Here is a 24,787-nt window from a genome sequence, read left to right on the forward strand (position 1 = left end):
GTAGCTTTTCTTTTCCTACTTAACTTTTACGATTGATTATTTGTCGTTGATTGCTGCTAGACCTGGTAATTCTTTACCTTCTAACAATTCTAAGCTTGCGCCGCCACCTGTTGAGATGTGTGTGAATTTATCAGCGAAACCTAGTTGTTCTGCAGCTGCAGCTGAGTCACCGCCACCGATGATAGTTGTAGCACCTTCAAGGTTAGCGATTGCTTCACATACGCCGATCGTACCTTTTGCAAAGTTACTCATTTCGAATACACCCATAGGTCCGTTCCAAACAACTGTTTTAGCACCTTGTAATGTATCAGCAAATAATTTAACTGATGCAGGGCCGATGTCTAGAGCCATCAAGCCTTCAGGGATATCTCCTTCGATGACTTGTGTTTCAACATCATTTGAAAATTCTGGAGCACATACATTGTCGATTGGTAATACAAGTTTGTCGCCAGCCTTTTCGATCAATTCTTTCGCTAATGCTACTTTATCAGCTTCAACTAAAGAGTTACCGATCTTGATGCCTTTTGCTTCGTAGAATGTGTAAGTCATTCCGCCACCGATCAAGATTTTGTCAGCTTTAGGAATCAAGTTTTCGATTACGCCGATTTTATCAGAAACTTTTGCGCCACCTAAGATTGCGATCATAGGGCGTTTTGGATCTTCAACTGCTTCACCGATAAATTTGATTTCTTTTTCCATTAAGAATCCAGCAACTGTTGGGATACCAGTTGAAGCAATCCCTACGTTAGAAGCATGCGCACGGTGAGCTGTACCGAATGCATCGTTTACAAATACATCACCTAATGAAGCCCAGTATTTACCTAGGTCAGCATCATTTTTGCTTTCTTTTTTACCATCAACATCTTCAAAACGAGTGTTTTCGAAAACAACTACGTCTCCGTCTTTCATGTTGTTGATTGCAGCTTCTAATTCAGCACCACGAGTTTCAGGAACGAAAGTTACTTCTTTTCCTAATAATTCGCCTAAACGTTTTGCAACAGGTGCTAAAGATTTGCCTGCTTTATCTTCTTCAGTTTTTACACGTCCTAGATGAGAGAAAAGGATTGCTTTTCCGCCTTGTTCTAATACGTAGTTGATTGTTGGTAAAGCAGCTTTGATACGTGTATCATCAGTGATCACGCCATCTTTCAAAGGAACGTTAAAGTCAACACGGACAAGAACTTTTTTGTCTTTTAAATCGATATCTTTAACTGTTTTCTTAGCCATTTTATATCCTCCTAAATAAACTTATTATCAAAAAAAGCGGAGAAGCGCGATTGCTTCCCCGCTTTTAAGTGTACATGTTTATTGTTTACACTTGTACGTTTGTCTATCTTATAAGTTAGCGAAGTATTCTAAAGTACGTACTAATTGTGCAGTGTATGACATTTCATTGTCGTACCAAGCAACAGTTTTAACTAATTGTTTGTCGCCAACAGTCATTACTTTAGTTTGTGTAGCATCAAATAATGAACCGTAAGTCATACCAACGATATCAGAAGAAACGATTTCGTCTGTGTTGTATCCGTAAGATTCGTTTGAAGCTTCTTTCATTGCTGCATTGATTTCGTCAACAGTTACTTCTTTGTTAAGAACTGTAACTAATTCAGTTAATGAACCTGTTGGTACAGGAACACGTTGAGCAGCTCCGTCTAATTTACCGTTCAATTCAGGGATTACTAAACCGATAGCTTTAGCAGCACCTGTTGAGTTAGGAACGATGTTTGCAGCAGCAGCGCGTGCACGGCGGAAGTCACCTTTAGGATGAGGTCCGTCAAGAGTCATTTGGTCACCTGTGTAAGCGTGGATAGTTGTCATTAATCCTTCAACGATACCAAATTTGTCGTTTAATGTTTTAGCCATAGGAGCTAAACAGTTAGTAGTACATGAAGCACCTGAGATAACTGTTTCTTTACCAGTTAATGTTTCGTGGTTTGTGTTATAAACGATTGTTGGAACGTCATTTCCACCAGGAGCAGAGATAACAACACGTTTAGCACCAGCTGTTAAATGTTTTTCAGCAGCTACTTTTGAAGTGAAGAAACCAGTACATTCTAGAACGATGTCAACACCTAGTTCGCCCCAAGGTAATTCTTCAGGGTTACGGTTAGCTAAAACTTTAACTTCTTTTCCGTTAACATTGAATGAACCTTCGTGAACTTCAACTGTACCGTTGAAACGTCCTTGAGTTGTGTCATATTTTAACAAGTGTGCTAACATTTTAGCATCTGTTAAGTCATTGATTGCTACTACTTCGATTCCATCTACATCTTGGATACGACGGAATGCTAGACGTCCGATACGTCCAAAACCATTAATACCTACTTTAACTGTCATTTAAGATTTCCTCCTTATGAAAATCAAAAAAATATTTATTTTAAAGGGATATCCCTTTTAAAATCTCATTTGCAGCAGCTTCATCTGTGATGAGCCACGTTTGTTTTGGTGCATTTTTCATATAGGCTCGAATTGCTTTAGCTTTTGACTTTCCACCTGCAATAGCTAGGATGATCGGTACATTCGCTAAGTCTTTCAATTCTATGCCGATTCTTGGAACCTTATAAACAACTTCTCCATTCTCGTTAAAGAAATAGCCGAAGGATTCCGCAACAGCATTGGCCTGTTTTAGCATGACTAATTCTTGCTCAGTCATTTTTCTTCGTGCAGCCATGTGTAATGCACGTCCAATACTATGAATAACACAATTCGCCTGACTAATCAAGTTTAAGACTTCTTGGATAGACGGTTCATTGAGTAAAGAATTGTACGTAGCTAGACTTAATTGTTCTGGTACATACAACGCACGATGATTGCCACTTGCCTTTGTAGCCATTCTAGCACTGACCGAATTTGCTTGTACAGTCACAGCTTCTCCGATACCGCCACGAGCTGGCACAAATAAGTTATGTCGTTTACTGTTTTCCAGATTTGTCAATTGTTCAGCGACGATTGCCATCGTTGTTCCTCCCATTACGGCGATAATATTATCACCTTCCGGAAGTAAAAGATCCAACGCTTCGTCTAATGCTTCACCGAAGCCGTCAGCAACTTTAGGCTGTTTCTCACTGTTTCCTGACACGACAATACAACGTTGATTCCCGAAATACTCAGCCAGTTTTTTTTCTGTCTGATGCATACCTAAAAGTTGATCCATGAAGCTTTCAAGACTCTGATAAACTTCCTCACCTTTTTTTGTCAACGTCATTCCGCTTTTAGAGGTGTTGATTAAATTCAACTGTTTCAATAAATCTGTTTCTGTTCGTAATACTCGTTCTGTGATTCCCATACTTTCTGATAAACTGCGGCGACCAATCGGCTGCATCCAATAAATATTTCGCAAAATTTTATAGCGTTCTTGCAGAACCTCGATAATATCTGGTGCAACAGATTCAATCATTTTCAATTCATCTAGCATAGCGATCTCCTTAGTTGGACGATAAATGTCCAATGTAGACTCAAAACGACCCATGTACGATAAAAAAAGAAAAGTGACTTTCCAATTTTCAAAAATATTAAAAAGGAAAATCTCAACCTCACGAATGTTAGTCTAACAGTTTTATTCTACTTTTTCAATAAAAAACAACTAGAAAAAATTTTTCATTTTTTCTAGTCAAAATTCACATTAATTATCATAACGTTTTCTTTTCGATGAACTTGGGATTCCTAACAGGTCTCGATACTTCGCAACGGTTCTTCTTGAAATCAATATTTCATCTTTTTTTAATAGTTCTACTATTTTTTGATCGGATAGCGGCTTCCCTTTATCTTCTTCCTCGACTAACTCTTGGATTCTTTTTTGGGCCGTATCTGCAGAAAGATCTTCTTCTGACATGTTTCCACTTTTTTGGATGCGATTCGTAAAGAATTTTTTTAGTTCGAATACACCGAACTCTGTCTCTAAATATTTTCCATTGACAGCACGGCTGACTGTTGATTCATGCACATCGATTTCTTGAGCAACTTCTCTTAACGTCAACGGCTTGATTGGTCGGTTCTTATTCGTAAAAAATTCTTGCTGATGCGCCACGATACTTTGCGCCACACGCAAGATCGTATCCCCTCGCTGTAAGATCGTTTTTTTCAACCAATCAAATTCCTGTTTTCGTTCTTTCAAATAGACTTGCGTTTCTTTGTCCGCTTTTTTTTGCATCTGATTAAAGTAATGTTCTTGAAAACGGACATCTGGTTGGTTTCCCCGATTTGATCGAACATGGACCTGGTTGTTCTCATCTACCATTACTCTTACATCTGGAATAATGTAAAGTTCGCTGCTTCGATCAAAAATCCTACCAGGACTCGGACTAAGGGTTTGAATATAATCAAAGATCTGCTGTACTTCGCTTAATTCAATCGAGAAGCGTTGCGCAATTTCTTTCCACTTCCGTTCTACTAACGGTTCAAAACACTCTTCTAAGATGATATAAGCTAATTCTGGTGCGAAATCATCTCTTTCTGTCTGAAGCATCAGACACTCTTGCAAACTTCTTGCGCCGACTCCTGCCGGTTCGAGTTGCTGGATCAGTGTAAGGGCATCAAGTATTTCAATCGATGACGCATTCGTATTGGTTTCTGCTTCTTTCAAATCAATCGTCAAAAAGCCGTTCAAGTCGATATACTCAACTAGATAAAGTACGAGTTTACGCAAAAACGTATCACGATAATTCAAATGGACCTGATCGATCAATGATTCAAATAAGGAAGTGCTGGTATCTGGAATTTGATTCAAGTAGTTTGTTTCCTCGCCTTCATAGTTCGACGATTTTATTTTTTGAAAGTCAGGTTGCCAATCTGGCTCTACGACTTCTAATAAAGGATTTTCCAGTGCTTGATTTTCAACAAACGCGAGCAGTTCCTCACTGTTATACTGCAATACTTGAATGGACTGTTGCAGCTGCTGTGTCATGGCTAATTTTTGTGTTTGTTGTTGTTTTTGTGAAAAGTTTTGTTGAAATTTCATTTTTTTGTCCATTCCCCTTGTTTTTTTTTTTGGGTTTCGTTACAATTATCCCAGTGCTTGCGTCCTTAGTGTAGTGGATATCACGTAAGATTCCGGTTCTTGAGACGGGGGTTCGATTCCCTCAGGACGCGTCTATTGTTATCTTAGCATATTTGAGAGCGTTTTGCTTTCTAAAATTTTCAATCAAAAAGCTGGTCCTCGATCGAGAACCAGCTTTTTATTTATTTTCTCTCTTTTATTTCCCTTAAAGTCGAACATCTCCCCCTCTATCATCAAGCTTTCACTTAATTTTTGCTCGCAGAAGATATCACGTGGATTGCGTCAATAAAGCGATTAAGCGAAAACGTTAAAAATAAAATTGCCAAACTATGCACCAAGAGTGTTCCAGCATATTCAATGAGGTATTGTTCCCCAAAGACTCCCTTGGCAGAGATCGATTGAGAGATCATGACTGGAGCAATAAATAAACTGATGCTTGCTAATACATTCACACCTAATTTCACTATTGGTTTGATCTTTTTTATTCTCCCATCACCTTTTATGAACGAAACATCCACTTATTTTTCCATAGCTTCTTTACAGAACTTCCAACTACAGACTAACCTAATAACTAACGTCATAAAACTGTTATGTTCTAAGTTTTTTTTAAATTCAAAAGGTCTTTTTGCTCATTCTTGTTCTTTTGAAAATGGAAATACCTCACAAAAAAACAAAAAAATAGAGCATGAGACAAAAGTAAGAAATACTTTTATCTCATGCTTTAAAAACGAATAAACGGTGGGAGCAGAAGCAATTCCTTCTTAAATAAGCCGAAATTCACAAAAATTTGAAAAGTAATTTTCGTTAATTTCTTCTTATTTCTCGGAGTTACACACTTCTGTCCCAACCTCCATGAAAGTCTGATTTTTAGATGACTATTCTTACTTGATACTTTTTACTAAACGTTATAAGAAATTATTTTTTAAAATAAGAGTTCTTGTTCTTCGGCTGTCAATTCTCCTCTTTGTGCTAGTACGGTGACGCATTCTACCATATTTTTGTAGGATTGATTTAAGCCGATTCCGCCTTTTTTCGGCATTTTGATAATTAGGACTGTTTCACGAAATTCTTCAACAGCTGGGTTTTCTGCTGACATTGCTGCCGCTGCGGGAACTCCATTCTTAGCTAATGCTTTTGCTAAGCTACCTGCCATCATACCAAAATTGGGATAATGCATCGCTGGGCCGCATAATACTGCATCAGCGCCGAATTTCTTGGCAAAACCGATGAATTTTTGGTTTACCTCTTCAGGATGACTTACATAGTACTGATCACCACAGTATAAAGTTGCAATAATCTCAGCATCTTTTTCTTTGAATAGTGGAACAAGCGTTTCTGCTGGTCCCATCGCTGCTTTTTTTCCTCCTGGAGGCAGTTGCGCTTGCTCATCACTTCCCATACCAGCCGTGACATGGTTCAAAATCACGAGTATCTTTTTCATGAGATACCTCCTTTTTACAATGTATCAAAATCGAAATCATCAAAATTGATTTCTTCTGTTTCTTTTTCTTCCGCTTCATGTTCTTCTTTTAGGTACTGATTATCTAATACCTTGATAAATGGATAGTAGATTCCCATTCCAAGTAAAATCAAAACGCCTTGTAGGATCGAAGCCTGCCAGCCACTTACTAAAAATCCAGAAATGATCGGTGGTGTCGTCCAAGGAAGTTGGATACCGTTGGTGTAGGCAACCAATCCGAAATCCATACAGAAATAGGCAATGATGATATTGATCGTTGGAACAAGAACAAATGGGATCAAAATGATTGGATTCAATACGATCGGCAAACCGAAAATGATCGGTTCATTGATGCCAAAAATTCCTGGTACAAGGGATAATTGAGATAATTTTTTGATACGTTGACTCTTACAAATGATGACCATCACTAAAATCAATGATAATGTTGATCCGCCACCACCAAAAGTTGCGAACATGTCTTGGAATTGACCGGTGATGATGTTAGGAACTTCCAGACCATTTTTATAAGCGTCTAAATTTTCAATGGATAACGCACGTAGAACCGGATTGAATACTGCTCCGACTACACTTGATCCGTTGATTCCAAAGAACCAGAAAAAGTGTAAAAATAAGTACGCAATGATCATGGCTCCTAGCGTATTTCCCAAACTTAACAACGGCATTTGCAAAAACTTGAATAAAATTTCTTGCAGGTTTCCATATGAAGTTAAATCTGCTAACCAATTAGCTACCATGAAAAATGTAAGGATAACAAAACTAGGGATAAGTGCCTCAAATGATTTCACAACAGTTGGAGGGACGCCTTCTGGCATTTTGATCGTCCAGCCTTTGCGAATCAACGCAACGAACATCCTCGTTGAGAGCAATGCAACGACCATTCCCAAGAATAGACCGCTTGAACCCATCCAGCGTAATGGAAGGCTTCCTACTTCATATACTTCGGTAGAGCCTTCTGGAGTGAAGGTCGTTGAAAAAGGTGTCACGATAAAAAACGAAACTAATGAAATGATTGCTGCCTGCATCGCATCGACTTTGAACTGTTTCGCTAAACTATAGCCGATCCCACAAACAGCGAGGATCGTCATGATATCAAAACTAGCTGTTGCCGGTTTATTCAGCATCGTTGCCCAGTCGTCACCTAAAATTCCGCTCATGATTTCATTCCAGTTAGGAATCGGGAAATTGGTCAATACTAAGAATAACGATCCTACGATCAATAATGGGGTAGAAAGTAGAAACCCATCCCGAATAGCGATTAGATATTTGTTTTCGCCAATGGTTTTCGCCATTGGTGTAAGGACTCTTTCCAGCCAATTTAAAAATTTCTGCATCTTTTTTCCTCCGATCTTATGTTTGATTTTGACTGTTACCGGTTACATTGCTATTTACTATTTACTTTTTACTATCTTTGATCAATTTTAGAACATCTTTCATTGCACGTTCGCCGTCAATCATGCCATATGCTTCCGCCGCAATCGTGCCGACTGGTATTCCTTGTGGTTCAAATGTTTGCTTCATCTTGTCACTCAAATGACGAACTTGCGGTCCAAGTAAGATTGCTACTGGTTTTTCTTGTTCGACTTTCTCTTCCGCATGAATTGCTGGAAAAGCACTGATTTCCAAAGGCATTTTGTGTTTTTTCACGACCTCCATCATTTTGTTGACCATGATACTTGTAGACATTCCTGCTTCGCAAAACAAATAGATTTTTTTGTAGCCATTCTTCTTCCTCCTTAATTTATAAATAATAGCTGAGAGCCAGCTGTATAAATAGATTTGTTAAACTGGTGCTTTGATTCTCTTCTCATAGGCATCCAACCATTCTTTAGTGATCGGCTCAATGATCGTGTTTTGTTCTGGTCCTGGATTTGCTAAGTAAATAGCTGGTTGCTCTTTCTCAGTTGCAAGACTGAATGTAAATTCGACATTTGTCGCAACACCCCACTCACCTTCATTATTCATTGCGATCAGTGAAAAAGCTCCCGCTTTTCCATAACGTTCTTTCAGCGTGTCGCTGAACCGGTATACTGCTTGGTCACACGCTGCTTGTGGGGAAAGTCCTTCGCCCATCAATCGGACGATTTCATATGACAAACAGCCTTTCATCAAATCTTCCCCAAGACCTGTAGCAGCTGCACCACCGATTTTACTATCGACATAAAAACCTGAACCTGACAACGGAGAATCGCCTACGCGTCCTTGTTTTTTCATGAATAGTCCTGAACTAGAGGTTCCTGCAGCCATGCTTTGGGATTTGTCTAAGGCAACAACGCCAACTGTGTCATGACCATCATATGGACTTAGGTTTGTTTTTGCCATTTCGTCTAATCGTTTTTGCCAGATTTTTTTTGCTCGCTCTGTCAGCATATTTTTACGTTCGAAGCCTGCCAACATAGCAAATTCGGTTGCTCCTTGCCCGACTCGGAAACTATTGAATTTTTCCTCACTTAACCGACGTGCGACTGCAATTGGATTGGCTATATCAACGATCCCTGCGACAGCCCCTATCTTGAATGTATCACCATCCATGAATGCTGCATCCATCTCTACGATCCCACGTTCATTTGGCAGTCCACCATACCCGACTGATTTATAAAATGGATAATCTTCCACACACTTGATGGCCGTTTCAACAGCATCACCACAAGTGCTTTTCTCTTCGAGTAATCTTTTTGCTGCGAGAATGCCGTCATGCGCCATGCGCCAAGTTGCTATAATTCCCCACATACCTACTCCTCCTGACTATAGTAACGCTTACAATTATTTTTATTTAGTATATACTAATATGTCTATACTAAAAAGAGGCTTATCCAAAAATCTAATCGATTTATAAGATAAGCCTTCTTTATTTCATTATAAAAATCTTCCACTATAGAAACTATTCCAACAGTGCCTGGATACTTTTTAGATAGATCTCTAAATTCATACGTAGATCTGCTATATCCATATATTCGTTTTTATTATGCGCAATCCCTTTTTGCCCTGGAAATGAAGGACCAAATGCTAACGTATTCGGTATCTTTCTAGCATACGTTGCCCCTGTGGTTGTTACTGGTGTTGGGTCATTACCGGTGACTTCACCATAGATCATTGATAGTTTTTGGATCTCGAGTGAGTCTTTTTCACGACAGAATCCCGGAATACTGCGTGTCACCTCATAAGAAGCACCTTTAGGCAACTGTTGCGCCAATCGACGAAGTACCTCGTCTTCACTAGCAGAAACTGGATAACGGAAGGCGACTTCCAGATCCAAACCCGTCTCGCTTTTTTGTAAAACTACTGGTGTAAGGATGAGCTTACCAGAATCCTTATCTGCCAAGGCAAGATCGATTCCTTCACCGTAGTGTTTGCCGTGAAAGCTTTCAGCGATCCACCTAAAATAACTTTGTAGTTGGTCAGGTATTTCAGTCTCTTTTAGTTTCTGTGTGAGTAAAGTAATCGCATTCTCACCCATTTCTGGCGCATTACTAGGTGAACGTTTGCCTGTCACCTGATGAGTGGTGCCATTGATTGTTACACCTAATTGATCTGGAACATGATCTCTGTATTGATCTCCTGAGAATTGACTGATCTGACCAAGCACTTCTGGATCAAGAGGGAGCTGGATCGTTACATTGACGACTCCACGTTCACCATAGACTACAGGGTATTTGCAGTCAGGGGTAAATCCAAAAATCGGCGGTTTTTCCGACTTTAAATAGTGCGGGATATCAGACATCCCGCTTTCTTCATCTGTACCAAATATAAGTCTGATCGTCTTTTTGGGAACGAAACCACTTTTTTTCAATAAAAACAGCGCATAAAGACAACTAATGATTGGACCTTTATTGTCTAAGATACCTCGACCATAAAAACGTCCCGCTTTTTCAGTCAAATCAAATGGTGGAAAATCCCAACCTGTTCCTGCAGGCACAACATCAAGGTGGCCAATGACTCCGATATATTCTTCACTGTTTTCACCCCATTGAACATAACCGATGGCATCGTCGATTACGTTCGTCTTGAAACCCTTCGCCGCAGCCTCGGCCAAAACAAGATCCAATACTCTTCTTGGTTCTGTCCCATACGGTGCGTGATGTGCTGGTTTACCTTTCACACTTGGGACTTGCATTACCTTTTGAAGCAAAACTAAAAACTCTTGCCAATGCGAATCAATACTTGCGGTTATTTCTTCCATTTTGTCACCCCTTATTGTGTCGTATCAATGTATTTTTGAATGTATATTTATCCGCACGATAAAACGAGCGGTCATATAAAATAGGGTGGGCGGCTGGTGAATACGTCATGGAGTGAACTAGCAGCATGGGTTCCCCAACCTGGACTTTAAGTAGTTTTGATACATCTTTAGTGACTTTTACTGCTTCGACCTCTTGATGTGCATAACCGATCTCGATATGTTTTTCGATTACTTGATACAATGAGCCACTTAACTCTTTTTTTGTTGCCTCCCCTATATAGCGTTTTAGTACGTAGAGGTTTTCGACTGTCATTGGTTCATCTTCAAAAGACCGTAGTCGAATCAAGTGAACGATTGGCTCAGAAGCATATTCGCCAAATGCCTGTTTTATTTTAAGGGATAGTTCCTTGGCAATCTCATATTCCAGCACTTCTGTTTTTGTTTGTTTTCCTTGGATACGAGCCGTTTCAGTAAAACTTTGCAGACCACCAGAGCCGCTTTGGATCTTTGGCTGCTTCATGACATATGTGCCTTTTCCTTTTTCTTTTACTAAGATATTCTGACTGATCAATAATTCAATCGCTTTTCGTATAGTGAGCCGACTACATTGAAATTCATCCGCTAGATCATATTCAGAGGGTAGTTTTTGACTAGATACATAAACACCATCTTCCACGCGTTCTTCAATTTTGCGTGCAATCTCCTGAAATATCGGCTGGTTTTTCACAGCGTTCCCTCCTAATTTCTGTTTCTAATACAATATGGTATCCCTCTCATTTCAAAAAAATTCAACTTTAGAATTACTTTTAAAAGAATACCAACAAAAATAAGTATATACCAATAAGTATATACTTTCACTTAAAATTTCAATTTTAAGAATAATTTATCCAATTGAATGAACGAAAAGAGTCGTTCATTGGCAGCTGCAGAAATAACTATCCCTACTCGGAAATAATTTTCCCGATCAAGAGCACTCCAACGAACCGACTCTTTTCGTTTTCTTCAATTACTGTAGTTTAGTCTTCATGATAAGGAACATAATCTTCATAACTTTCGCTACTATTTAATTCTTCATTTTCTAAAAGCATGTTTGCTCCGCCCATCAATTCAGAACTCATTGGACCATTGAGTAGGCGATCATTCTCTTCGATCAATCGTTGGTAATCTTCTGAACTGATGATAGCACCAGTTTTGATATTTTTGTATTGTTCAGGTAATGCTTCTTGTCCTAAATCAACATTTTTATTTTCAAACTCTTCTTCTTTGTAAGTGACGAAATAGCCATGGGACAATTTCTTTTTGACCGTGTAGTCACATTGTGGACAACGGATCGGCATTTCTTTTTTTCGATGATGGACAACATTTGTCACTTCATTATAATAAAATTTCGTTTGACATTGCGGACATTTCAATTTGTCATCAAGCATTTTGATCGTCTCCTTCATCATTTCTTTGTCTACCACTTTTGTCTATTACTATAGTAGCGCAAAAGGAGAATTTTGGACAAATGAAAACTATTTTGACGATACAAAGCTAACGGTCTAAGTAATCACTTGTTGCCAATAATTTGTTGGTTATCGCTTTTGGAATCACAAATTCTGGATTCCCCATATAGCCTGGAGCAATAGCAAACTGGTCGTAAACCAAAACAAGCTCGTGATTTTTATTGATGTAAAAAGGCGTATCCTTCGTTACTAACGGGATTTCTTCTACTCCTTCTTGAAAATCTTTGTTTGTCCAATAGTATTTCTCTGGATTTTCGTTTACTTGTTCGCTCATTTGTCGTTTGACCTCTTTAGTCAGTGTAGAAATATACTGGTCATCCTTGAACAACAATGGCAAAGATAAAACTACACTGTTTTGTTTATCGATCGTGTCATATCTTTTTTCTGTATAACTATCTGCAGCCGTTTTTGTTAGGTTTCTTTCAATAACTAAAAAGCGCGTATCATCTAGGACCTTCCGATAATCTCCCGTAACTTGAAAATGACCCTTTTCAATATCCTGATACTCCATTTTTGCTTTTTCAAATTCGACTTTTCCTTCGCGAAAGTATTTTTTGTTCAATCCACTGATGGTTTCATTTTCTTCACTTTCACTTGTCATTACTTGCGGAACATCGATAGTGATACCCTTATCAGACAGCTGCTCCCCTAAGAGCAATCTGACAGCTGGACCAATGATCGGGAGGTCTTCAGCAAAACTACGTGCCTGATCGCTAAAAAGCAGGCTGCTAGTTGTTACTGCCAATAATGCAATAGTGACTAAAAATCCTTTTATTTGTTTTTTTCTTCTTAACTTCCTAACGAGCAAATGCTCTTCCAAGGAATAACGGGTAAATATCTCATTCTTTATGTTCTCAGGTATTTCTTGTTCTCCATATACTTTCTTTAGTACATCCAGTTCTTTTTGGGCAGAATACATTCTTAACTCTCCTTTACTGTAAAATTTTTCTTAGCAGATTCAATGAACGATACATCTTGGTTTTGACTGTATTTTCGTTCAGCTCTAATATCTCAGCGATTTCTTTCAAGCGAAACCCTTCAAAAAAGTGAAGAATCAAAATTTCTTTTTCCGGACTGTCGATACCTTCTAATACTTCGTAGAGCTCTTTTGTAGAAATTTCAGAAGGATCTACCCCGACTGAGCGTGCTTCTTCAAAAGGTTCAAAGCTGTAGCGTTTTTGTTTTCGCCAAGCATCGATAGCTGTTCGGATAAGTATTCGATAGAACCATGCGGCAAAGTGTTCGATGTCTTCTCCTTTCTCAAAATAAGTTAATGCTTTGTGAAAGCTATCTTGCATGACATCTAATGCTTCTTCTTTATCATGAACATAAGTCATTGTGATCCGATACATCTTTTCATATTCCGTTTGAATCAATTCATTTAATAAACGTTTAGATTTTTCAATCTGTTTCTTTTTCCTATAACTAGTAAAAATCGAACTCAGCCCCTTTCCGTCTCACCTACTATGACGTTTTGAATCACCAAAAAGTTTCAAAATGATTTATTTTTTATGTACATACTGATTTAAAGATAGAAAAAAGGTGGGACAAAAGTAAGAAACACTTTTGTCTCGCCCTCTTCTAAATACGAAAAAAAGGCGGGAGCAGAAGTAATTTCTGCTGTCCCGCCCTCTTTGAAAGACATTTACTCTTCAGTAAATTCTTCGTCTTCGTAGTCTTCATCGTCATCTTCTATAATGCTTAGATCCTCTTCGATGTTTCCTGGCAATTCTTCTTCATCATCACTTGTATCGTCTGCACCTATTTCTTGTAGGTCAGAGTTATAAGCAGCGATTTCTTCATCATCGTCATCATCATCTTCAAAAAGATCATCATCGTCTTCGTCAGACAAATCAGTATCTTCTGGGTCGTCATCATTATAATCGATTGCATCTTCATCATCATTGATAAAGGCATTTACTTTTTTACGTTTGCGTCGACGAGGTGTATCTTCATCTTCTTCGTCGATTCCATGGTTGACTTCTTCATCGATTGAATCGATTGCATACCATGAACGCAAGCCCCAGCGATTGTCGCCTAATGAAATAAAGCTACCATCAATATTTAAGTCAGTATAAAATTGTGCGAGTGAATCACGAATTTCACTATCTGATTTTCCAAGATAGTTTTGGATTTGGTTTGCTAAATCAGAAAAATCCATCACATCGCCACGTTGTTCTAAGATCGCGTGTGCTACTTCGATCATCGATAATTCGTTTTTGTTTGCACCTTCAAATACACTAATTTCCAATCAGGACACGTCCTTTCACAGTCTATTCCTTATCATACAAAATCAAACGCAAAAAATCAAACGTTTCTTTACGATTTAAGCAGTAAAGTCCAAAGTTAAATAATATTCGCCTAATTTTTCAGGCCCCATAAATAAATCATAATCAATGAGGACTTTTCCCGCTGTTGGTCGATCCTTCAAACTTACATGTAATTCTTTTGTAAATGTTTCAACTTGGATCATTCCGTAAGGTGTTTTATAATTCGTTTCTAGGCGCTCACGGTAGCCGAATTTCAAGCGCATCCGCATCTCACCTGCGCGAATCAATTGGACATGACCATCTGGCATCAGCTTGATCGTCACTGGCACTTCCTTATCTGTTCCCTCTTGGACTTCTTGATAACGTATGTATAGAGTGTCACCGATTTTGACCATTTGTCCTTTTAAATCAAAGAAAAAATCTTGCTGTTCACCGTGTTGTTGAACTTTCGTACGTAATTTAATTGAAATAGGTGTACCATTTGATCGTTCCATTTTTTCATTCTCCTTTGCTTCTCATAGCTACATTGTTCCCAGTTTTCCCATATTTGTCAACCAACTTGTATGAAAACCTAAGAAGATTTTTTTCACAACATCTTTTATCATTTAGAGTATAATAATGAAGAAACAGGCTTTCAGCACTCTGTTTTTTCAATCAACCAATTACAAAAGGAGTGAATGGCATGTATCCAACAACCATTTTGGATCAAAAAACTTATCATACAAATGATTTTACCCCTTTTGCCCTGACGGATATATTAACCGAGTATTCCAAAAAAAACAATACGGTCTTTTTACATTTTTGGCAGTACGATCAAACGGTGATTCTAGGAATGAAAGACACACGGGCACCTTATTTGAAAGACGGAATAAAGGAATTAAGAGACTTAGGATTCGTCCCAGTGGTAAGAAATTCTGGTGGATTGGGGATTATTTCAGATAGTGGGATCTTGAATATCTCATTGATCTTCCCTCAAAACGAAGACGCCAAGATCTCGATCGATGATGCGTACAAAAAAATGCTGACACTGACTAAAGTAGCATTTCCTGAGGCTGACATCCAGGCCTTTGAAGTCACCCATTCCTATTGCCCTGGTACTTATGATCTGAGTATTCGTGGCAAAAAATTTGCTGGGATCGCTCAACGAAGAATAAAAAATGGCATCTCTGTTATGATGTATTTAAGTGTCAATGGCGATCAGCAAGCAAGAGGATCAGCCATGAAAAAATTCTATCAAGCATCTTTACAAGATGACTTTGGAAACAATGGCTATCCTGCAGTCATTCCTGAAAGCATGAAGACTTTAGAGACACTGCTTGCTGCTTCCTTTACTGTTGAGGAAGTCAAACAACGCTTCATTCATGCTTTCGATCAGTTATACTTACCTGGTCAGCAACTTGACTCCAATCAATGGAAAAAGGACCATGTCCTTACAGATGAATGGACAGCACAGATCGATCGTATGCAGGAACGAAATAAGATAAAGGAGCTTGCCCATGACTATACCATATAAATATCAGATGCTACCGATGGAAAAAGTTTTTCGTGATCCTGTTCATAACTACATCCATGTACAGCATCAAGTAATTTTAGATTTGATAAATTCCAAAGAAGTCCAGCGCCTTCGTCGGATCAAGCAGCTAGGAACAGCTTCCTTTACCTTTCATGGAGCAGAACATAGCCGCTTTACACATTCTTTAGGCGTATACGAAATATCGCGACGGATCTGCGATATTTTTTCCCGTAACTTTCCTCAAGAAAAAATGGGGCGTGATGGCTGGGATGATCAAGAACGTTTAGTCACGTTATGCGCAGCGCTACTTCATGATATCGGCCATGGACCTTATTCACATACATTCGAACATATCTTTCATACGGATCACGAAGCAATCACTGTCGAAATCATTACTTCACCTGAAACAGAAGTTTACCAAATTCTTAACCGAGTAGAGGCTGGTTTCCCAGAAAAAGTCGCGAGCGTAATCCAAAAAACGTATCCTAATCCTCAAGTCGTCCAAATGATTTCTAGCCAAATCGATGCAGATCGCATGGACTACTTGTTAAGAGATGCTTACTTCACTGGCACAGAATACGGAACATTCGATCTCACTCGAATCTTGCGTGTGATCCGTCCGTATGAGGGTGGTATCGCCTTTTCAATGAGTGGGATGCATGCAGTGGAAGATTATATCGTTAGTCGTTACCAGATGTATGTCCAAGTCTACTTCCATCCAGTTTCCCGTGGAATGGAAGTCATTTTGGAACATCTCTTGCACCGTGCCCATGAACTTTATCGTGAAGATCCTAGCAGTTTTGAGTTGCACTCACAACTTTTATTGCCTTTTCTTGATGAAAAATTTACATTGAATGACTATTTGAAATTAGATGACGGTGTCTTAGGAACTTACTTCACTCAATGGACAAAATCAGATGATCCCATTTTGAATGATCTAGCCAAGCGCTTTTTAAATCGAAAACCATTGAAATCAGCTGCCTTTTCTGGTGATCGCTCGTCACACTTGATCAAAGAACTGACTACACTTGTTGAAAGAGTCGGTTATAATCCTATTTACTATACTGCAGTGAATTCAAGTTACGATCTGCCTTACGACTTTTATCGTCCTGAGGAAAATCGACACCGCACGCAAATCGAGATTTTGAGAAATGACAGAACTTTGGTAGAATTATCAGAGGTGAGCCAACTGGTGGCTGCTCTTGCTGGACAAGAGCAAGGAGATGAGCGTTTCTTTTTCCCTAAAGAAATGGTCGATCCATCTTTACGAAACCACTACGATCTATTCGATGAAACGTATCAAGAATTCGCCCGTCATATACGTAATGGTTCATTGATCGAGGAAATAAATTAAATACTGGAGGAAATTATGTCTATCAAGTTAGTCGCCATCGACATCGATGGTACCCTATTAAATGAAAAAAGAGAAATCACGTCAGAAGTCAAAGAAGCATTTGCAAAAGCTGTAGCCCAAGGAGTGGCCATCGTATTATGTACAGGTCGTCCATTACCCGGTGTCAAAGAGCAATTGGATGAATTGGATCTATTCCAAGAAAATGATTATGTCATCACTTATAATGGTGCATTAGTTCAACAAACAAAATCTGGTAGGATCATCGCCCGTCATGGATTGACCCATGAAGATTTCCTAGAGATCGAAGTAATGGCACGTCGCGTCGGCAGCCATCTACACTCGATCGATGACAAAGCGATCTACACACCCAACCGTGACATCAGTGCTTACACGATCCATGAAGCAAGCTTAGTCAAGATGCCATTGAAATACCGCACACCCGAAGAAATGACACCGGATATGAATCTAGTGAAGATGATGATGATCGATGAACCAGAAGTCTTAGATGCTGCTATCGCTCGTTTGCCGCAAGCTTTCCGTGAAAAATATACGACAGTGAAGAGTGCTCCTTATTACTTTGAAGTGTTGAATAAAGAAGCAAGCAAAGGAGCAGCTGTAGCAAATCTTGCCCAACATTTGGGTATCGCACAAGATGAGATCATGGCGATCGGTGATAACGAAAACGACCTCTCAATGATCGAATATGCTGGATTAGGTGTCGCTATGGGAAATGCTATCCCACTAGTGAAAGAAGCAGCAAATGTCATCACGACCACAAACGATGAACATGGTGTAGCAGAAGCAATCAAAAAATATGTATTATAGTTTTAACTAATACTATCGTCAAAATTGCATGTGAAAAAAATTAAGAAACACAAACCTCTTCTTTACTCAGGTTTGTGTTTCTTGTTTATTTCTTTTTTGTTAGCCATTGCTCAACAGCCCATTTATGACTCCCACGTTTCAATTTTTGAATAGCATCAACGGGACTTACCCACCAGATCTGATTCGTTTTTTCAGTCGGTTCCCCCACTTGTTGCCAGTTGCTTGCAACATAAAAATAACCGGGATTATAGTAATGTGTTTTACGATAATTAGAATAAAAATATTCATCTGCTTCACCTAGATAGATGTCGATCTCCGCCGCGATCCCCATCTCTTCGATCAACTCACGACGAAGTGCTTCTTTCTTTGTTTCTTGCCCTTCAATCTCTCCACCAGGTAAAAAAAAGGCTCCATTTGGTGCTTCAATCAGTGCAATTTCGTTATTTTTTTCGACGATTATATAGGCAGCATATCGATTCAAATACTCTGCTGATTGTTCTTTCTCACCAAATACTGGTTTATCCATGTTTGTTTGTCCACCTTAAACTTATTTTCTTTTATTCTACATGAGAGTTTTCTCATAAACAAGCGCAAATCTATTATTTTTTATTCTTTTTTTGATATGATTGAAAAAAAGAAAGGATGGATTTTACTTATGAAAATGGCTCATACTTGCGTACGAGTAAAAGATCTTGACGCTTCCCTAGAATTTTATCAAAAGGCATTTGGCTTTGAAGAAAGCCGTCGTCGCGACTTTCCAGAAAGTAAATTTACACTTGTTTATTTAACTTTACCTGGAGACGACTACGAATTAGAGCTTACTTATAATTATGACCATGAAGCTTACGATTTAGGAAATGGCTATGGACACATTGCAATTGCCTCAGATGATTTAGAAGCACTTCATGAAAAACATCAAGCAGAAGGATTCAATGTGACTGACTTAAAAGGTCTGCCTGGAACAGCCCCTTCTTATTACTTCATTGTAGATCCAGACGGCTACAAGATCGAAATCATCCGTGGTTAGATCACTACCTAGATACTAAAAAAAGTGGTCGAGACAAATAAAAAAAACGAGAATGGGACAAAAGTAAAAAACACTTTTGTCCCATTCTTTAAATATGAAACAATGAAAAAGAAGCAGCCCCTTCGATAATCAATCCGATATTCACAAAAATTTGAAACGCAATTTCTGTGATTCTTTTACTTTTTTGAAGTGAAATCCTTCTTTTCCAACCTCTAGCCAATCATGACACTTTCTTCAGGGAGCTTGTAGTTTGGTTCTGCTTTGTTTGCTTTGACTAATAAAGAAAAAATAACAGTCATGACCCCAACACGTCCGATGTACATCAATGAAATGATGACCAGTTTGCCCACAACTGATAAGTCTGGTGTCAGACCCATTGTCAACCCTACCGTACCAAAAGCGGAAAATACTTCAAAAGCAATGTACTCGATTCCCGAAGTACTTGGAAAGGTTTCTGTGACAGACAAGATCATGATAGCCACTACACATAACGTCAGAGTAACAAAGAAGAGTGTCAAAGCTCGTAGAACAGCCGCTTGGCGAATTGTTCGACCAAATGCTTCCGCACGAGTTTTCCCTTTGAACATCGCCCGCATCTGAATGAACAATATCCCTAACGTCGTTGTTTTCAAGCCGCCAGCTGTTGAACCAGAAGTTCCTCCGATATACATCAAAAACATTGTTACGATCAATCCTGCATGGCTCATCCTCAAATAATCAATGGAATAATACCCTGCAGTTCTTGGTGTCACACTCATGAAAAAGGTATTCGCTAACTTTTCCCAAAATGTTCCATCTACTAGTTTCAGTCCGTTTCTTTCCGTAAAGAAAAACAGAATAAATCCACCGATCAATAGGCTGGCTGTCACTGTCAACGCAATTTTGGAATGTAGCGTGATTCTTTTTACTTTGTGATAGCTTAACAAATCTCGCCAAACAATGAATCCTAACCCACCTGCAATGATCAATACTGAGATCACCATGATCAAATAAGCATTTGTCTGATAGTCATGCAAACTATCTCCCAGTAAATCAAACCCTGCATTACAAAAACTGGATACTGCATGAAAAATACTAAACCAGATACCTTTGCCCCAGCCAAATTTAGGCACAAATGCGAAACTCAATGCTAAGGCACCCAATAACTGGATAACTACTGCAAATTTCAGGATATAAAGCATAAGACTCATGACACCAGAAATCTCTTCAAGGTTCAATGCTTCCTTTAAAACGATCCGCATACTGAAGCTGACTTTTTTCTTTGCTAATGCGAAAAAGAGAATAGGGATCATCATGAAACCCAATCCACCTATTTCAATCAGCATCATGATCAAAAGCTGGCCGGCACTATTCCAATGCTCTGCTGTATTTAGTGTGGTCAATCCTGTGACGCAGATTGCCGAAGTAGCCGTAAACAACGCATCCAAAAAATTTGTTTGTTGCCCGTTTTGACTAAACATTGGCAAGGAGAGCAAGCCTCCTCCAATGAGTATCAAGACAAAAAATCCTGCCGCAATCAATTGTACGGGCGATATTTTTTTGTTCCTTTTCTTTTTCATGACAGACATTCCTTTTTTGTTTTCATTTACAAAAGTGAGCGCGTGGGACAAAAGTAAGAAACACTTTGGTCTCATTCTTTAAAAACGAATAAACGGTGGGAGCAGAAGCAACTCCTTCTTAAATAAGCTGAACTTCACAAAAATTTGAAAAGCAATTTTCGTGAAGTTCTTCTTATTTCTCGGAGTTAAACACTTCTGCCCCAGCCTCTTTTTCGACTCTCTCAAGCTTTTGCAGCAAATTTTTCGTTTCGTCTAAAGAATCATTCACTCAGACGGTCGCTTTTTGGCTACTGCTTATTACCCATATTTTTGACTTTGATCAAACGAGTCACTTCCGCACGTTCATTTTCTTCCAGTTTCATTTTAATATAATAAATCGTTTCTTCCAACTGTGGGATCGTCATATACTCTAAAGCATTGACCCGTCTTCTTGTCTTCTCGATTTCTTCTGCCATCAACTGACACGATTTTTCGATTTCTGATAACTCTAGAAGTTTCGGTAACAAATGGGTGAAACGATCGATCGAACGATCCAATTCAGCGTTGGAATTCAGAAAACCATATTCTAATGGCGCATCACTTAGTTGCTCATCATACTGAAAATTCATGATTGGTACTTTGACACTCATGATATTTTTCTCTACGACAGAAAGTTCCACATTTTCAGTAGGCAAAGCGAGCAACTCCTCGATGAACGAGTCATTGATCGTTGATTTCGCCAAAACGAAGTCACTCATCGCCTGTTCCATTGTTTTTTCCACTGTCTGTCGCAAGTCATTATTTTTACGAATCAATAGAATAAATTGTCGCATCAATTCATCCTGTTTGTCTTTTAAAAGTTTATGCCCTCTGGTTGCGGTCGTCAATTGTTTTTTTAATCGAGTTAATTCCATTCTAGTTGGATTGACGTTTAATCGCATCGAAAAACTCACTTCCCTTCCGGCAGATACTTATCCAGTAGATCGTCTTTGATCCGTTTTAATTCAGTTCGTGGAAGCATCGCTAAAAGTTCCCAACCTAAATCAAGTGTTTCTGTAATTGTTCGGTTTGTATAGAATCCTTGATTCACATATTCATTCTCGAATCGCTCCGCAAATTTCGCATAGATTTTATCGACATCTGATAATGCAGATTCGCCCAAAACGACAGCTAATTCTTTTGCCTGTTTTCCCTGTGCATAAGCTGCGAATAATTGATTCATCGTTGCTGCATGATCCTCTCGTGTTTTCCCAGCGCCTGTTCCTTTGTCTTTCAAACGAGAAAGAGACGGCAATACATCAATTGGTGGCTGGATGCCACTCTTATACAGCTCTCTAGTCAAAATGATCTGTCCTTCAGTGATGTAGCCGGTCAAATCGGGTATTGGGTGGGTTTTATCATCTTCTGGCATCGTCAAGATCGGTATTTGTGTCACTGATCCTTTCAACCCTCGAATACGCCCTGCACGTTCAAACAATGTCGCCAAATTCGTGTAGAGATAGCCCGGATAGCCACGGCGCCCTGGTACTTCTCGACGAGCAGCGGAGATTTCGCGCAACGCTTCGGCATAGTTGGTCATGTCTGTCATGATGACCAACACATGCATGCCTTTTTCATAAGCCAGATATTCTGCAGCTGTCAGCGCCATTCTTGGTGTCGCGATCCTTTCGATTGCTGGATCATTGGCCAAATTCATGAACATCACCGACCGATCGATTGCGCCCGTTTGACGGAAATCTTCCATGAAAAACTCTGCTTCTTCAAAAGTGATGCCTATTGCGGCAAAAACGACAGCAAAATCATCTGAAGAATCCAGTACAGTTGCTTGTCTCGCAATTTGTGCAGCTAATTCTTTATGGGGTAACCCTGAACCAGAAAAGACTGGTAGTTTTTGTCCGCGAACTAACGTGTTCAAATGATCGATTGCCGAAATACCTGTTTGGATGAACTCATCGGGATAGTCTCTCGCAACGGGATTGATTACTTCACCGTTGATATCCAAATATTTCTCTGGCAAGATTTCTGGTCCATTGTCTTTTGGTCTACCTAGTCCGTCAAAGACGCGACCGATCATATCTTCTGATACACCCAATTGCAGTGGATGACCTAAGAAACGAACAGAAGAATCTCTTAGATTGATTCCACTAGTTCCTTCAAAAATCTGGACCATTGCTTTATCTTCTTGCACTTCAAGTACTTGTCCCCGACGGATCTCACCATTTTGCATGCGGACTTCGATCAGTTCTTCATACTTTACTCCAGAAACTTTTTCTACCGCCATCAAAGGTCCGACCACTTCTTCGATCGTTCGATATTCTTTAATCATTGGTCATTCCCCCTTCAGAGATGATTGCTTTCATCGTTTCTTTGATTTCCTGATTGATCGCATCTAATTTTGATAGATCGTCTTCTGGAATGTATTTGCTTCGACCGATACGTTCTCTGATAGAAACAGTGCCATCCATGATCTCATTAAGATACGCACCTAAACTTAAAGCCTTGCGTGCTTCTTCGCCAAACATCAAAATCATTTTTAGCATTTTGAATTGTTTTTCCCTAGAAGTAAATGTATCGACATCATCAAACGCATTTTGTTGTAAGTAGTCTTCACGGATCGATTTTGCGACTTCCAATGTCAAACGGTCATTGTCGGATAAGGAGTCGATCCCTACTAAGCGTACGATTTCATTCAATTGTTCTTCTTCCTGTAAAATACGCATGCCAGTGGCAACCATCTCTGACCAGTTTTCTTGTAACACTTGATCCATATATTTTCCTACTTCAGTTGAATACAAGGAATAACTTTGAATCCAGTTGATCGATGGGAAATGTCGTTTTTGGGCTAATGTTGAGTCCAATCCCCAGAAAACTTTCACGACCCGTAACGTATTTTGTGTGACTGGTTCTGAAACATCCCCGCCAGATGGTGAAACTGCGCTGATTGCTGTAATACTTCCTTCACGATTATCTGAACCTAACGCAATCACTCTACCAGAGCGTTCATAATATTCTGCTAAACGAGAACCTAGGTACGCAGGATAACCTTCATCCCCAGGCATCTCTTCCAAACGTCCGCTCATTTCACGGAGTGCTTCTGCCCAGCGAGAAGTTGAATCTGCCATGATTGCCACATCATACCCCATATCACGGAAGTATTCCGCGATGGTGATACCTGTATAGATAGAAGCTTCTCGGGCCGCTACCGGCATATTGGAAGTGTTAGCGATCAATACTGTACGTTCCATCAATGACTCCCCAGTATTTGGATCGATCAATTCTGGAAACTCGTTCAGTACATCCGTCATTTCATTGCCACGTTCACCACAGCCCACATAGACCACTAAATCAACATCTGCCCATTTGGCGATCTGATGCTGTACAACTGTCTTTCCTGCACCGAATGGACCTGGAACAGCTGCTGCACCACCCTTTGTTACAGGGAAGAATGTATCGATGACCCGTTGTCCTGTGATCATTGGTGCATCAGGATTCAATTTTTCTTTGATAGGGCGGCTTCTTCGTACGGGCCATTTCTGTAACATCGTTAATTCTTTCTTGCCATCTTCTGTATTAATGACACAGACTGGTTCATCGATCGTAAATGAGCCTCTTTCGATCTTCTCGATTTTCCCTTTGATACCGTGAGGAACCATGATTTTATGCTTGATGATCTTAGTTTCGTCGACATAGCCGATTACATCACCAGCACTGACCTCATCCCCGATTTCACTTATAGGTTCGAACCACCATTTTTTCTCATGATCCAATGCGGGCAATTGGATACCCCGGCCTAGAAAATTACTTTGAGTTACTTCCATAAATGTATCTAAAGGCCGTTGGATACCATCAAACATTTGAGCGATGATCCCTGGTCCAAGTTCGACTGACAATGCTTCACCAGTCGATCGAACGGGTTCTCCAGGACCGATGCCTGAAGTTTCTTCGTAAACCTGAATCGATGCGACATCGCCACGCATCTCGATAATTTCACCGATGACTCCTAAATCTCCCACTAAACACATGTCTTGGATACTTGCATCCGACATATTTTCTGCCATAACGAGAGGACCGGAGACTTTTATGATTTTTCCAATTTGCAAAT

Annotated in this window: 25 protein-coding genes and 1 tRNA gene; 5 read left to right on the forward strand and 21 right to left on the reverse strand. The window is 39.4% G+C overall.

Annotation, left to right across the window (positions count from 1 at the left end; all coding sequences use genetic code 11):
- Positions 1-36: 36 nt before the first annotated feature.
- The 4 genes from ED2_RS00205 to rpoN form a co-directional block, all read right to left on the reverse strand.
- The gene (locus ED2_RS00205) at positions 37-1,227 is read right to left on the reverse strand and encodes a phosphoglycerate kinase (RefSeq protein ID WP_005878429.1); all 1,191 of its coding nucleotides are present in this window, start codon (positions 1,225-1,227) and stop codon (positions 37-39) included.
- 108 nt (positions 1,228-1,335) lie between these two features.
- On the reverse strand, positions 1,336-2,337 hold the full coding sequence (gap, locus tag ED2_RS00210) for a type I glyceraldehyde-3-phosphate dehydrogenase (protein ID WP_005878427.1): 1,002 nt from the start codon (positions 2,335-2,337) through the stop codon (positions 1,336-1,338).
- A gap of 40 nt (positions 2,338-2,377) precedes the next feature.
- Entirely contained in the window at positions 2,378-3,469 is a 1,092-nt protein-coding gene (locus ED2_RS00215; protein WP_173284501.1) for a sugar-binding transcriptional regulator, read from the reverse strand.
- A 153-nt stretch (positions 3,470-3,622) separates the two neighbouring features.
- Complete coding sequence (gene rpoN / locus ED2_RS00220; RefSeq protein ID WP_005878423.1) at positions 3,623-4,957, reverse strand: RNA polymerase factor sigma-54; 1,335 nt, start codon at positions 4,955-4,957, stop codon at positions 3,623-3,625.
- A 59-nt stretch (positions 4,958-5,016) separates the two neighbouring features.
- Between rpoN and ED2_RS00225 the strand changes: the two genes are divergently transcribed.
- Positions 5,017-5,088 (forward strand) — tRNA-Arg (locus ED2_RS00225).
- A 153-nt stretch (positions 5,089-5,241) separates the two neighbouring features.
- On the opposite strand, the gene ED2_RS00230 is transcribed toward ED2_RS00225, so the two are convergent.
- The 12 genes from ED2_RS00230 to ED2_RS00285 all read right to left on the reverse strand — a co-directional run bounded on the left by ED2_RS00230 (position 5,242) and on the right by ED2_RS00285 (position 14,922).
- The gene (locus ED2_RS00230; protein ID WP_005878421.1) at positions 5,242-5,514 is read right to left on the reverse strand and encodes a hypothetical protein; all 273 of its coding nucleotides are present in this window, start codon (positions 5,512-5,514) and stop codon (positions 5,242-5,244) included.
- 404 nt (positions 5,515-5,918) lie between these two features.
- Positions 5,919-6,437 (reverse strand): GrdB-related putative oxidoreductase, encoded by a 519-nt coding sequence (locus tag ED2_RS00235; RefSeq protein WP_016177390.1) that lies wholly within the window; start codon positions 6,435-6,437, stop codon positions 5,919-5,921.
- Positions 6,438-6,451: 14 nt separating this feature from the next.
- Positions 6,452-7,807: a PTS cellobiose transporter subunit IIC gene (gene celB, locus ED2_RS00240; RefSeq protein WP_016177389.1), complete on the reverse strand. Its 1,356-nt coding sequence runs from the start codon at positions 7,805-7,807 to the stop codon at positions 6,452-6,454.
- A gap of 61 nt (positions 7,808-7,868) precedes the next feature.
- Positions 7,869-8,183, reverse strand: coding sequence for a PTS sugar transporter subunit IIB (locus tag ED2_RS00245; RefSeq protein ID WP_255209464.1), 315 nt, complete (start codon positions 8,181-8,183; stop codon positions 7,869-7,871).
- A 72-nt stretch (positions 8,184-8,255) separates the two neighbouring features.
- The gene (locus ED2_RS00250; protein ID WP_005878413.1) at positions 8,256-9,203 is read right to left on the reverse strand and encodes a glycosylasparaginase; all 948 of its coding nucleotides are present in this window, start codon (positions 9,201-9,203) and stop codon (positions 8,256-8,258) included.
- A 151-nt stretch (positions 9,204-9,354) separates the two neighbouring features.
- Positions 9,355-10,653, reverse strand: coding sequence for a Sapep family Mn(2+)-dependent dipeptidase (locus ED2_RS00255; protein ID WP_016177387.1), 1,299 nt, complete (start codon positions 10,651-10,653; stop codon positions 9,355-9,357).
- 4 nt (positions 10,654-10,657) lie between these two features.
- The gene (locus ED2_RS00260; RefSeq protein ID WP_016177386.1) at positions 10,658-11,380 is read right to left on the reverse strand and encodes a GntR family transcriptional regulator, LSA1692 subfamily; all 723 of its coding nucleotides are present in this window, start codon (positions 11,378-11,380) and stop codon (positions 10,658-10,660) included.
- 289 nt (positions 11,381-11,669) lie between these two features.
- A complete protein-coding gene (locus ED2_RS00265; RefSeq protein WP_005878408.1) occupies positions 11,670-12,080 on the reverse strand; it encodes a hypothetical protein in 411 nt (136 codons plus the stop codon).
- A 106-nt stretch (positions 12,081-12,186) separates the two neighbouring features.
- The gene (locus ED2_RS00270) at positions 12,187-13,077 is read right to left on the reverse strand and encodes an RsiV family protein (RefSeq protein ID WP_016177385.1); all 891 of its coding nucleotides are present in this window, start codon (positions 13,075-13,077) and stop codon (positions 12,187-12,189) included.
- 13 nt (positions 13,078-13,090) lie between these two features.
- A complete protein-coding gene (locus tag ED2_RS00275) occupies positions 13,091-13,510 on the reverse strand; it encodes an RNA polymerase sigma factor (protein ID WP_005878404.1) in 420 nt (139 codons plus the stop codon).
- A 293-nt stretch (positions 13,511-13,803) separates the two neighbouring features.
- Positions 13,804-14,409, reverse strand: coding sequence for a DNA-directed RNA polymerase subunit delta (rpoE, locus tag ED2_RS00280; RefSeq protein ID WP_016177384.1), 606 nt, complete (start codon positions 14,407-14,409; stop codon positions 13,804-13,806).
- A 75-nt stretch (positions 14,410-14,484) separates the two neighbouring features.
- Positions 14,485-14,922, reverse strand: coding sequence for a YwiB family protein (locus ED2_RS00285; RefSeq protein ID WP_005878400.1), 438 nt, complete (start codon positions 14,920-14,922; stop codon positions 14,485-14,487).
- Between the two features lie 188 nt (positions 14,923-15,110).
- Here ED2_RS00285 and ED2_RS00290 point away from each other — a divergent pair, with 188 nt between their 5' ends.
- Genes ED2_RS00290 through yidA form a run of 3 tightly spaced genes read left to right on the forward strand, consistent with a single transcriptional unit; the run spans position 15,111 to position 18,120 of the window.
- Positions 15,111-15,941, forward strand: coding sequence for a lipoate--protein ligase family protein (locus ED2_RS00290; protein WP_005878398.1), 831 nt, complete (start codon positions 15,111-15,113; stop codon positions 15,939-15,941).
- The gene (locus ED2_RS00295) at positions 15,925-17,295 is read left to right on the forward strand and encodes an HD domain-containing protein (protein ID WP_016177383.1); all 1,371 of its coding nucleotides are present in this window, start codon (positions 15,925-15,927) and stop codon (positions 17,293-17,295) included. Before ED2_RS00290 ends, ED2_RS00295 begins: the two co-directional genes overlap by 17 nt.
- Before the next feature lie 15 nt (positions 17,296-17,310).
- Complete coding sequence (yidA, locus tag ED2_RS00300; RefSeq protein WP_016177382.1) at positions 17,311-18,120, forward strand: sugar-phosphatase; 810 nt, start codon at positions 17,311-17,313, stop codon at positions 18,118-18,120.
- Between the two features lie 85 nt (positions 18,121-18,205).
- Here the strand turns inward: yidA and ED2_RS00305 are convergent, their stop codons facing one another.
- Positions 18,206-18,646, reverse strand: a complete 441-nt coding sequence (locus ED2_RS00305) for an NUDIX hydrolase (protein WP_005878392.1) — start codon at positions 18,644-18,646, stop codon at positions 18,206-18,208.
- Between the two features lie 129 nt (positions 18,647-18,775).
- Between ED2_RS00305 and gloA the strand changes: the two genes are divergently transcribed.
- Entirely contained in the window at positions 18,776-19,147 is a 372-nt protein-coding gene (gene gloA / locus ED2_RS00310) for a lactoylglutathione lyase (protein WP_005878391.1), read from the forward strand.
- 212 nt (positions 19,148-19,359) lie between these two features.
- On the opposite strand, the gene ED2_RS00315 is transcribed toward gloA, so the two are convergent.
- The 4 genes from ED2_RS00315 to ED2_RS00330 form a co-directional block, all read right to left on the reverse strand.
- Positions 19,360-20,706: a TrkH family potassium uptake protein gene (locus ED2_RS00315; protein WP_016177381.1), complete on the reverse strand. Its 1,347-nt coding sequence runs from the start codon at positions 20,704-20,706 to the stop codon at positions 19,360-19,362.
- Between the two features lie 287 nt (positions 20,707-20,993).
- Positions 20,994-21,626: a V-type ATP synthase subunit D gene (locus tag ED2_RS00320; protein WP_005878387.1), complete on the reverse strand. Its 633-nt coding sequence runs from the start codon at positions 21,624-21,626 to the stop codon at positions 20,994-20,996.
- 8 nt (positions 21,627-21,634) lie between these two features.
- Positions 21,635-23,011 carry a V-type ATP synthase subunit B gene (locus ED2_RS00325; protein ID WP_005878385.1) on the reverse strand — a complete coding sequence of 459 codons (1,377 nt, stop codon included), beginning with the start codon at positions 23,009-23,011 and terminating at the stop codon, positions 21,635-21,637.
- Positions 23,004-24,785 carry a V-type ATP synthase subunit A gene (locus tag ED2_RS00330; RefSeq protein WP_005878383.1) on the reverse strand — a complete coding sequence of 594 codons (1,782 nt, stop codon included), beginning with the start codon at positions 24,783-24,785 and terminating at the stop codon, positions 23,004-23,006. The genes ED2_RS00325 and ED2_RS00330 overlap by 8 nt, the downstream gene beginning before the upstream one ends.
- Between the last annotated feature and the right edge of the window lie 2 nt (positions 24,786-24,787).

Source organism: Enterococcus durans NBRC 100479 = LMG 10746 (genome assembly GCF_001544215.1).
Taxonomy (GTDB): Bacteria; Bacillota; Bacilli; order Lactobacillales; family Enterococcaceae; genus Enterococcus_B; species Enterococcus_B durans.

Bases quoted from the DNA above. Each gene is read 5' to 3' on its own strand.
- ED2_RS00320 (WP_005878387.1), bottom strand. From the start codon at position 21,626: ATGCGATTAAACGTCAATCCAACTAGAATGGAATTAACTCGATTAAAA.
- ED2_RS00315 (WP_016177381.1), bottom strand. From the start codon at position 20,706: ATGAAAAAGAAAAGGAACAAAAAAATATCGCCCGTACAATTGATTGCG.
- ED2_RS00235 (WP_016177390.1), bottom strand. From the start codon at position 6,437: ATGAAAAAGATACTCGTGATTTTGAACCATGTCACGGCTGGTATGGGA.
- ED2_RS00270 (WP_016177385.1), bottom strand. From the start codon at position 13,077: ATGTATTCTGCCCAAAAAGAACTGGATGTACTAAAGAAAGTATATGGA.
- ED2_RS00205 (WP_005878429.1), bottom strand. From the start codon at position 1,227: ATGGCTAAGAAAACAGTTAAAGATATCGATTTAAAAGACAAAAAAGTT.
- yidA (WP_016177382.1), top strand. From the start codon at position 17,311: ATGTCTATCAAGTTAGTCGCCATCGACATCGATGGTACCCTATTAAAT.
- ED2_RS00215 (WP_173284501.1), bottom strand. From the start codon at position 3,469: ATGGGTCGTTTTGAGTCTACATTGGACATTTATCGTCCAACTAAGGAG.
- ED2_RS00250 (WP_005878413.1), bottom strand. From the start codon at position 9,203: ATGTGGGGAATTATAGCAACTTGGCGCATGGCGCATGACGGCATTCTC.
- ED2_RS00265 (WP_005878408.1), bottom strand. From the start codon at position 12,080: ATGCTTGATGACAAATTGAAATGTCCGCAATGTCAAACGAAATTTTAT.
- ED2_RS00275 (WP_005878404.1), bottom strand. From the start codon at position 13,510: ATGTATCGGATCACAATGACTTATGTTCATGATAAAGAAGAAGCATTA.
- ED2_RS00290 (WP_005878398.1), top strand. From the start codon at position 15,111: ATGTATCCAACAACCATTTTGGATCAAAAAACTTATCATACAAATGAT.
- gap (WP_005878427.1), bottom strand. From the start codon at position 2,337: ATGACAGTTAAAGTAGGTATTAATGGTTTTGGACGTATCGGACGTCTA.
- celB (WP_016177389.1), bottom strand. From the start codon at position 7,807: ATGCAGAAATTTTTAAATTGGCTGGAAAGAGTCCTTACACCAATGGCG.
- ED2_RS00305 (WP_005878392.1), bottom strand. From the start codon at position 18,646: ATGGATAAACCAGTATTTGGTGAGAAAGAACAATCAGCAGAGTATTTG.
- gloA (WP_005878391.1), top strand. From the start codon at position 18,776: ATGAAAATGGCTCATACTTGCGTACGAGTAAAAGATCTTGACGCTTCC.
- ED2_RS00295 (WP_016177383.1), top strand. From the start codon at position 15,925: ATGACTATACCATATAAATATCAGATGCTACCGATGGAAAAAGTTTTT.
- ED2_RS00255 (WP_016177387.1), bottom strand. From the start codon at position 10,653: ATGGAAGAAATAACCGCAAGTATTGATTCGCATTGGCAAGAGTTTTTA.
- ED2_RS00325 (WP_005878385.1), bottom strand. From the start codon at position 23,011: ATGATTAAAGAATATCGAACGATCGAAGAAGTGGTCGGACCTTTGATG.
- rpoN (WP_005878423.1), bottom strand. From the start codon at position 4,957: ATGAAATTTCAACAAAACTTTTCACAAAAACAACAACAAACACAAAAA.
- ED2_RS00285 (WP_005878400.1), bottom strand. From the start codon at position 14,922: ATGGAACGATCAAATGGTACACCTATTTCAATTAAATTACGTACGAAA.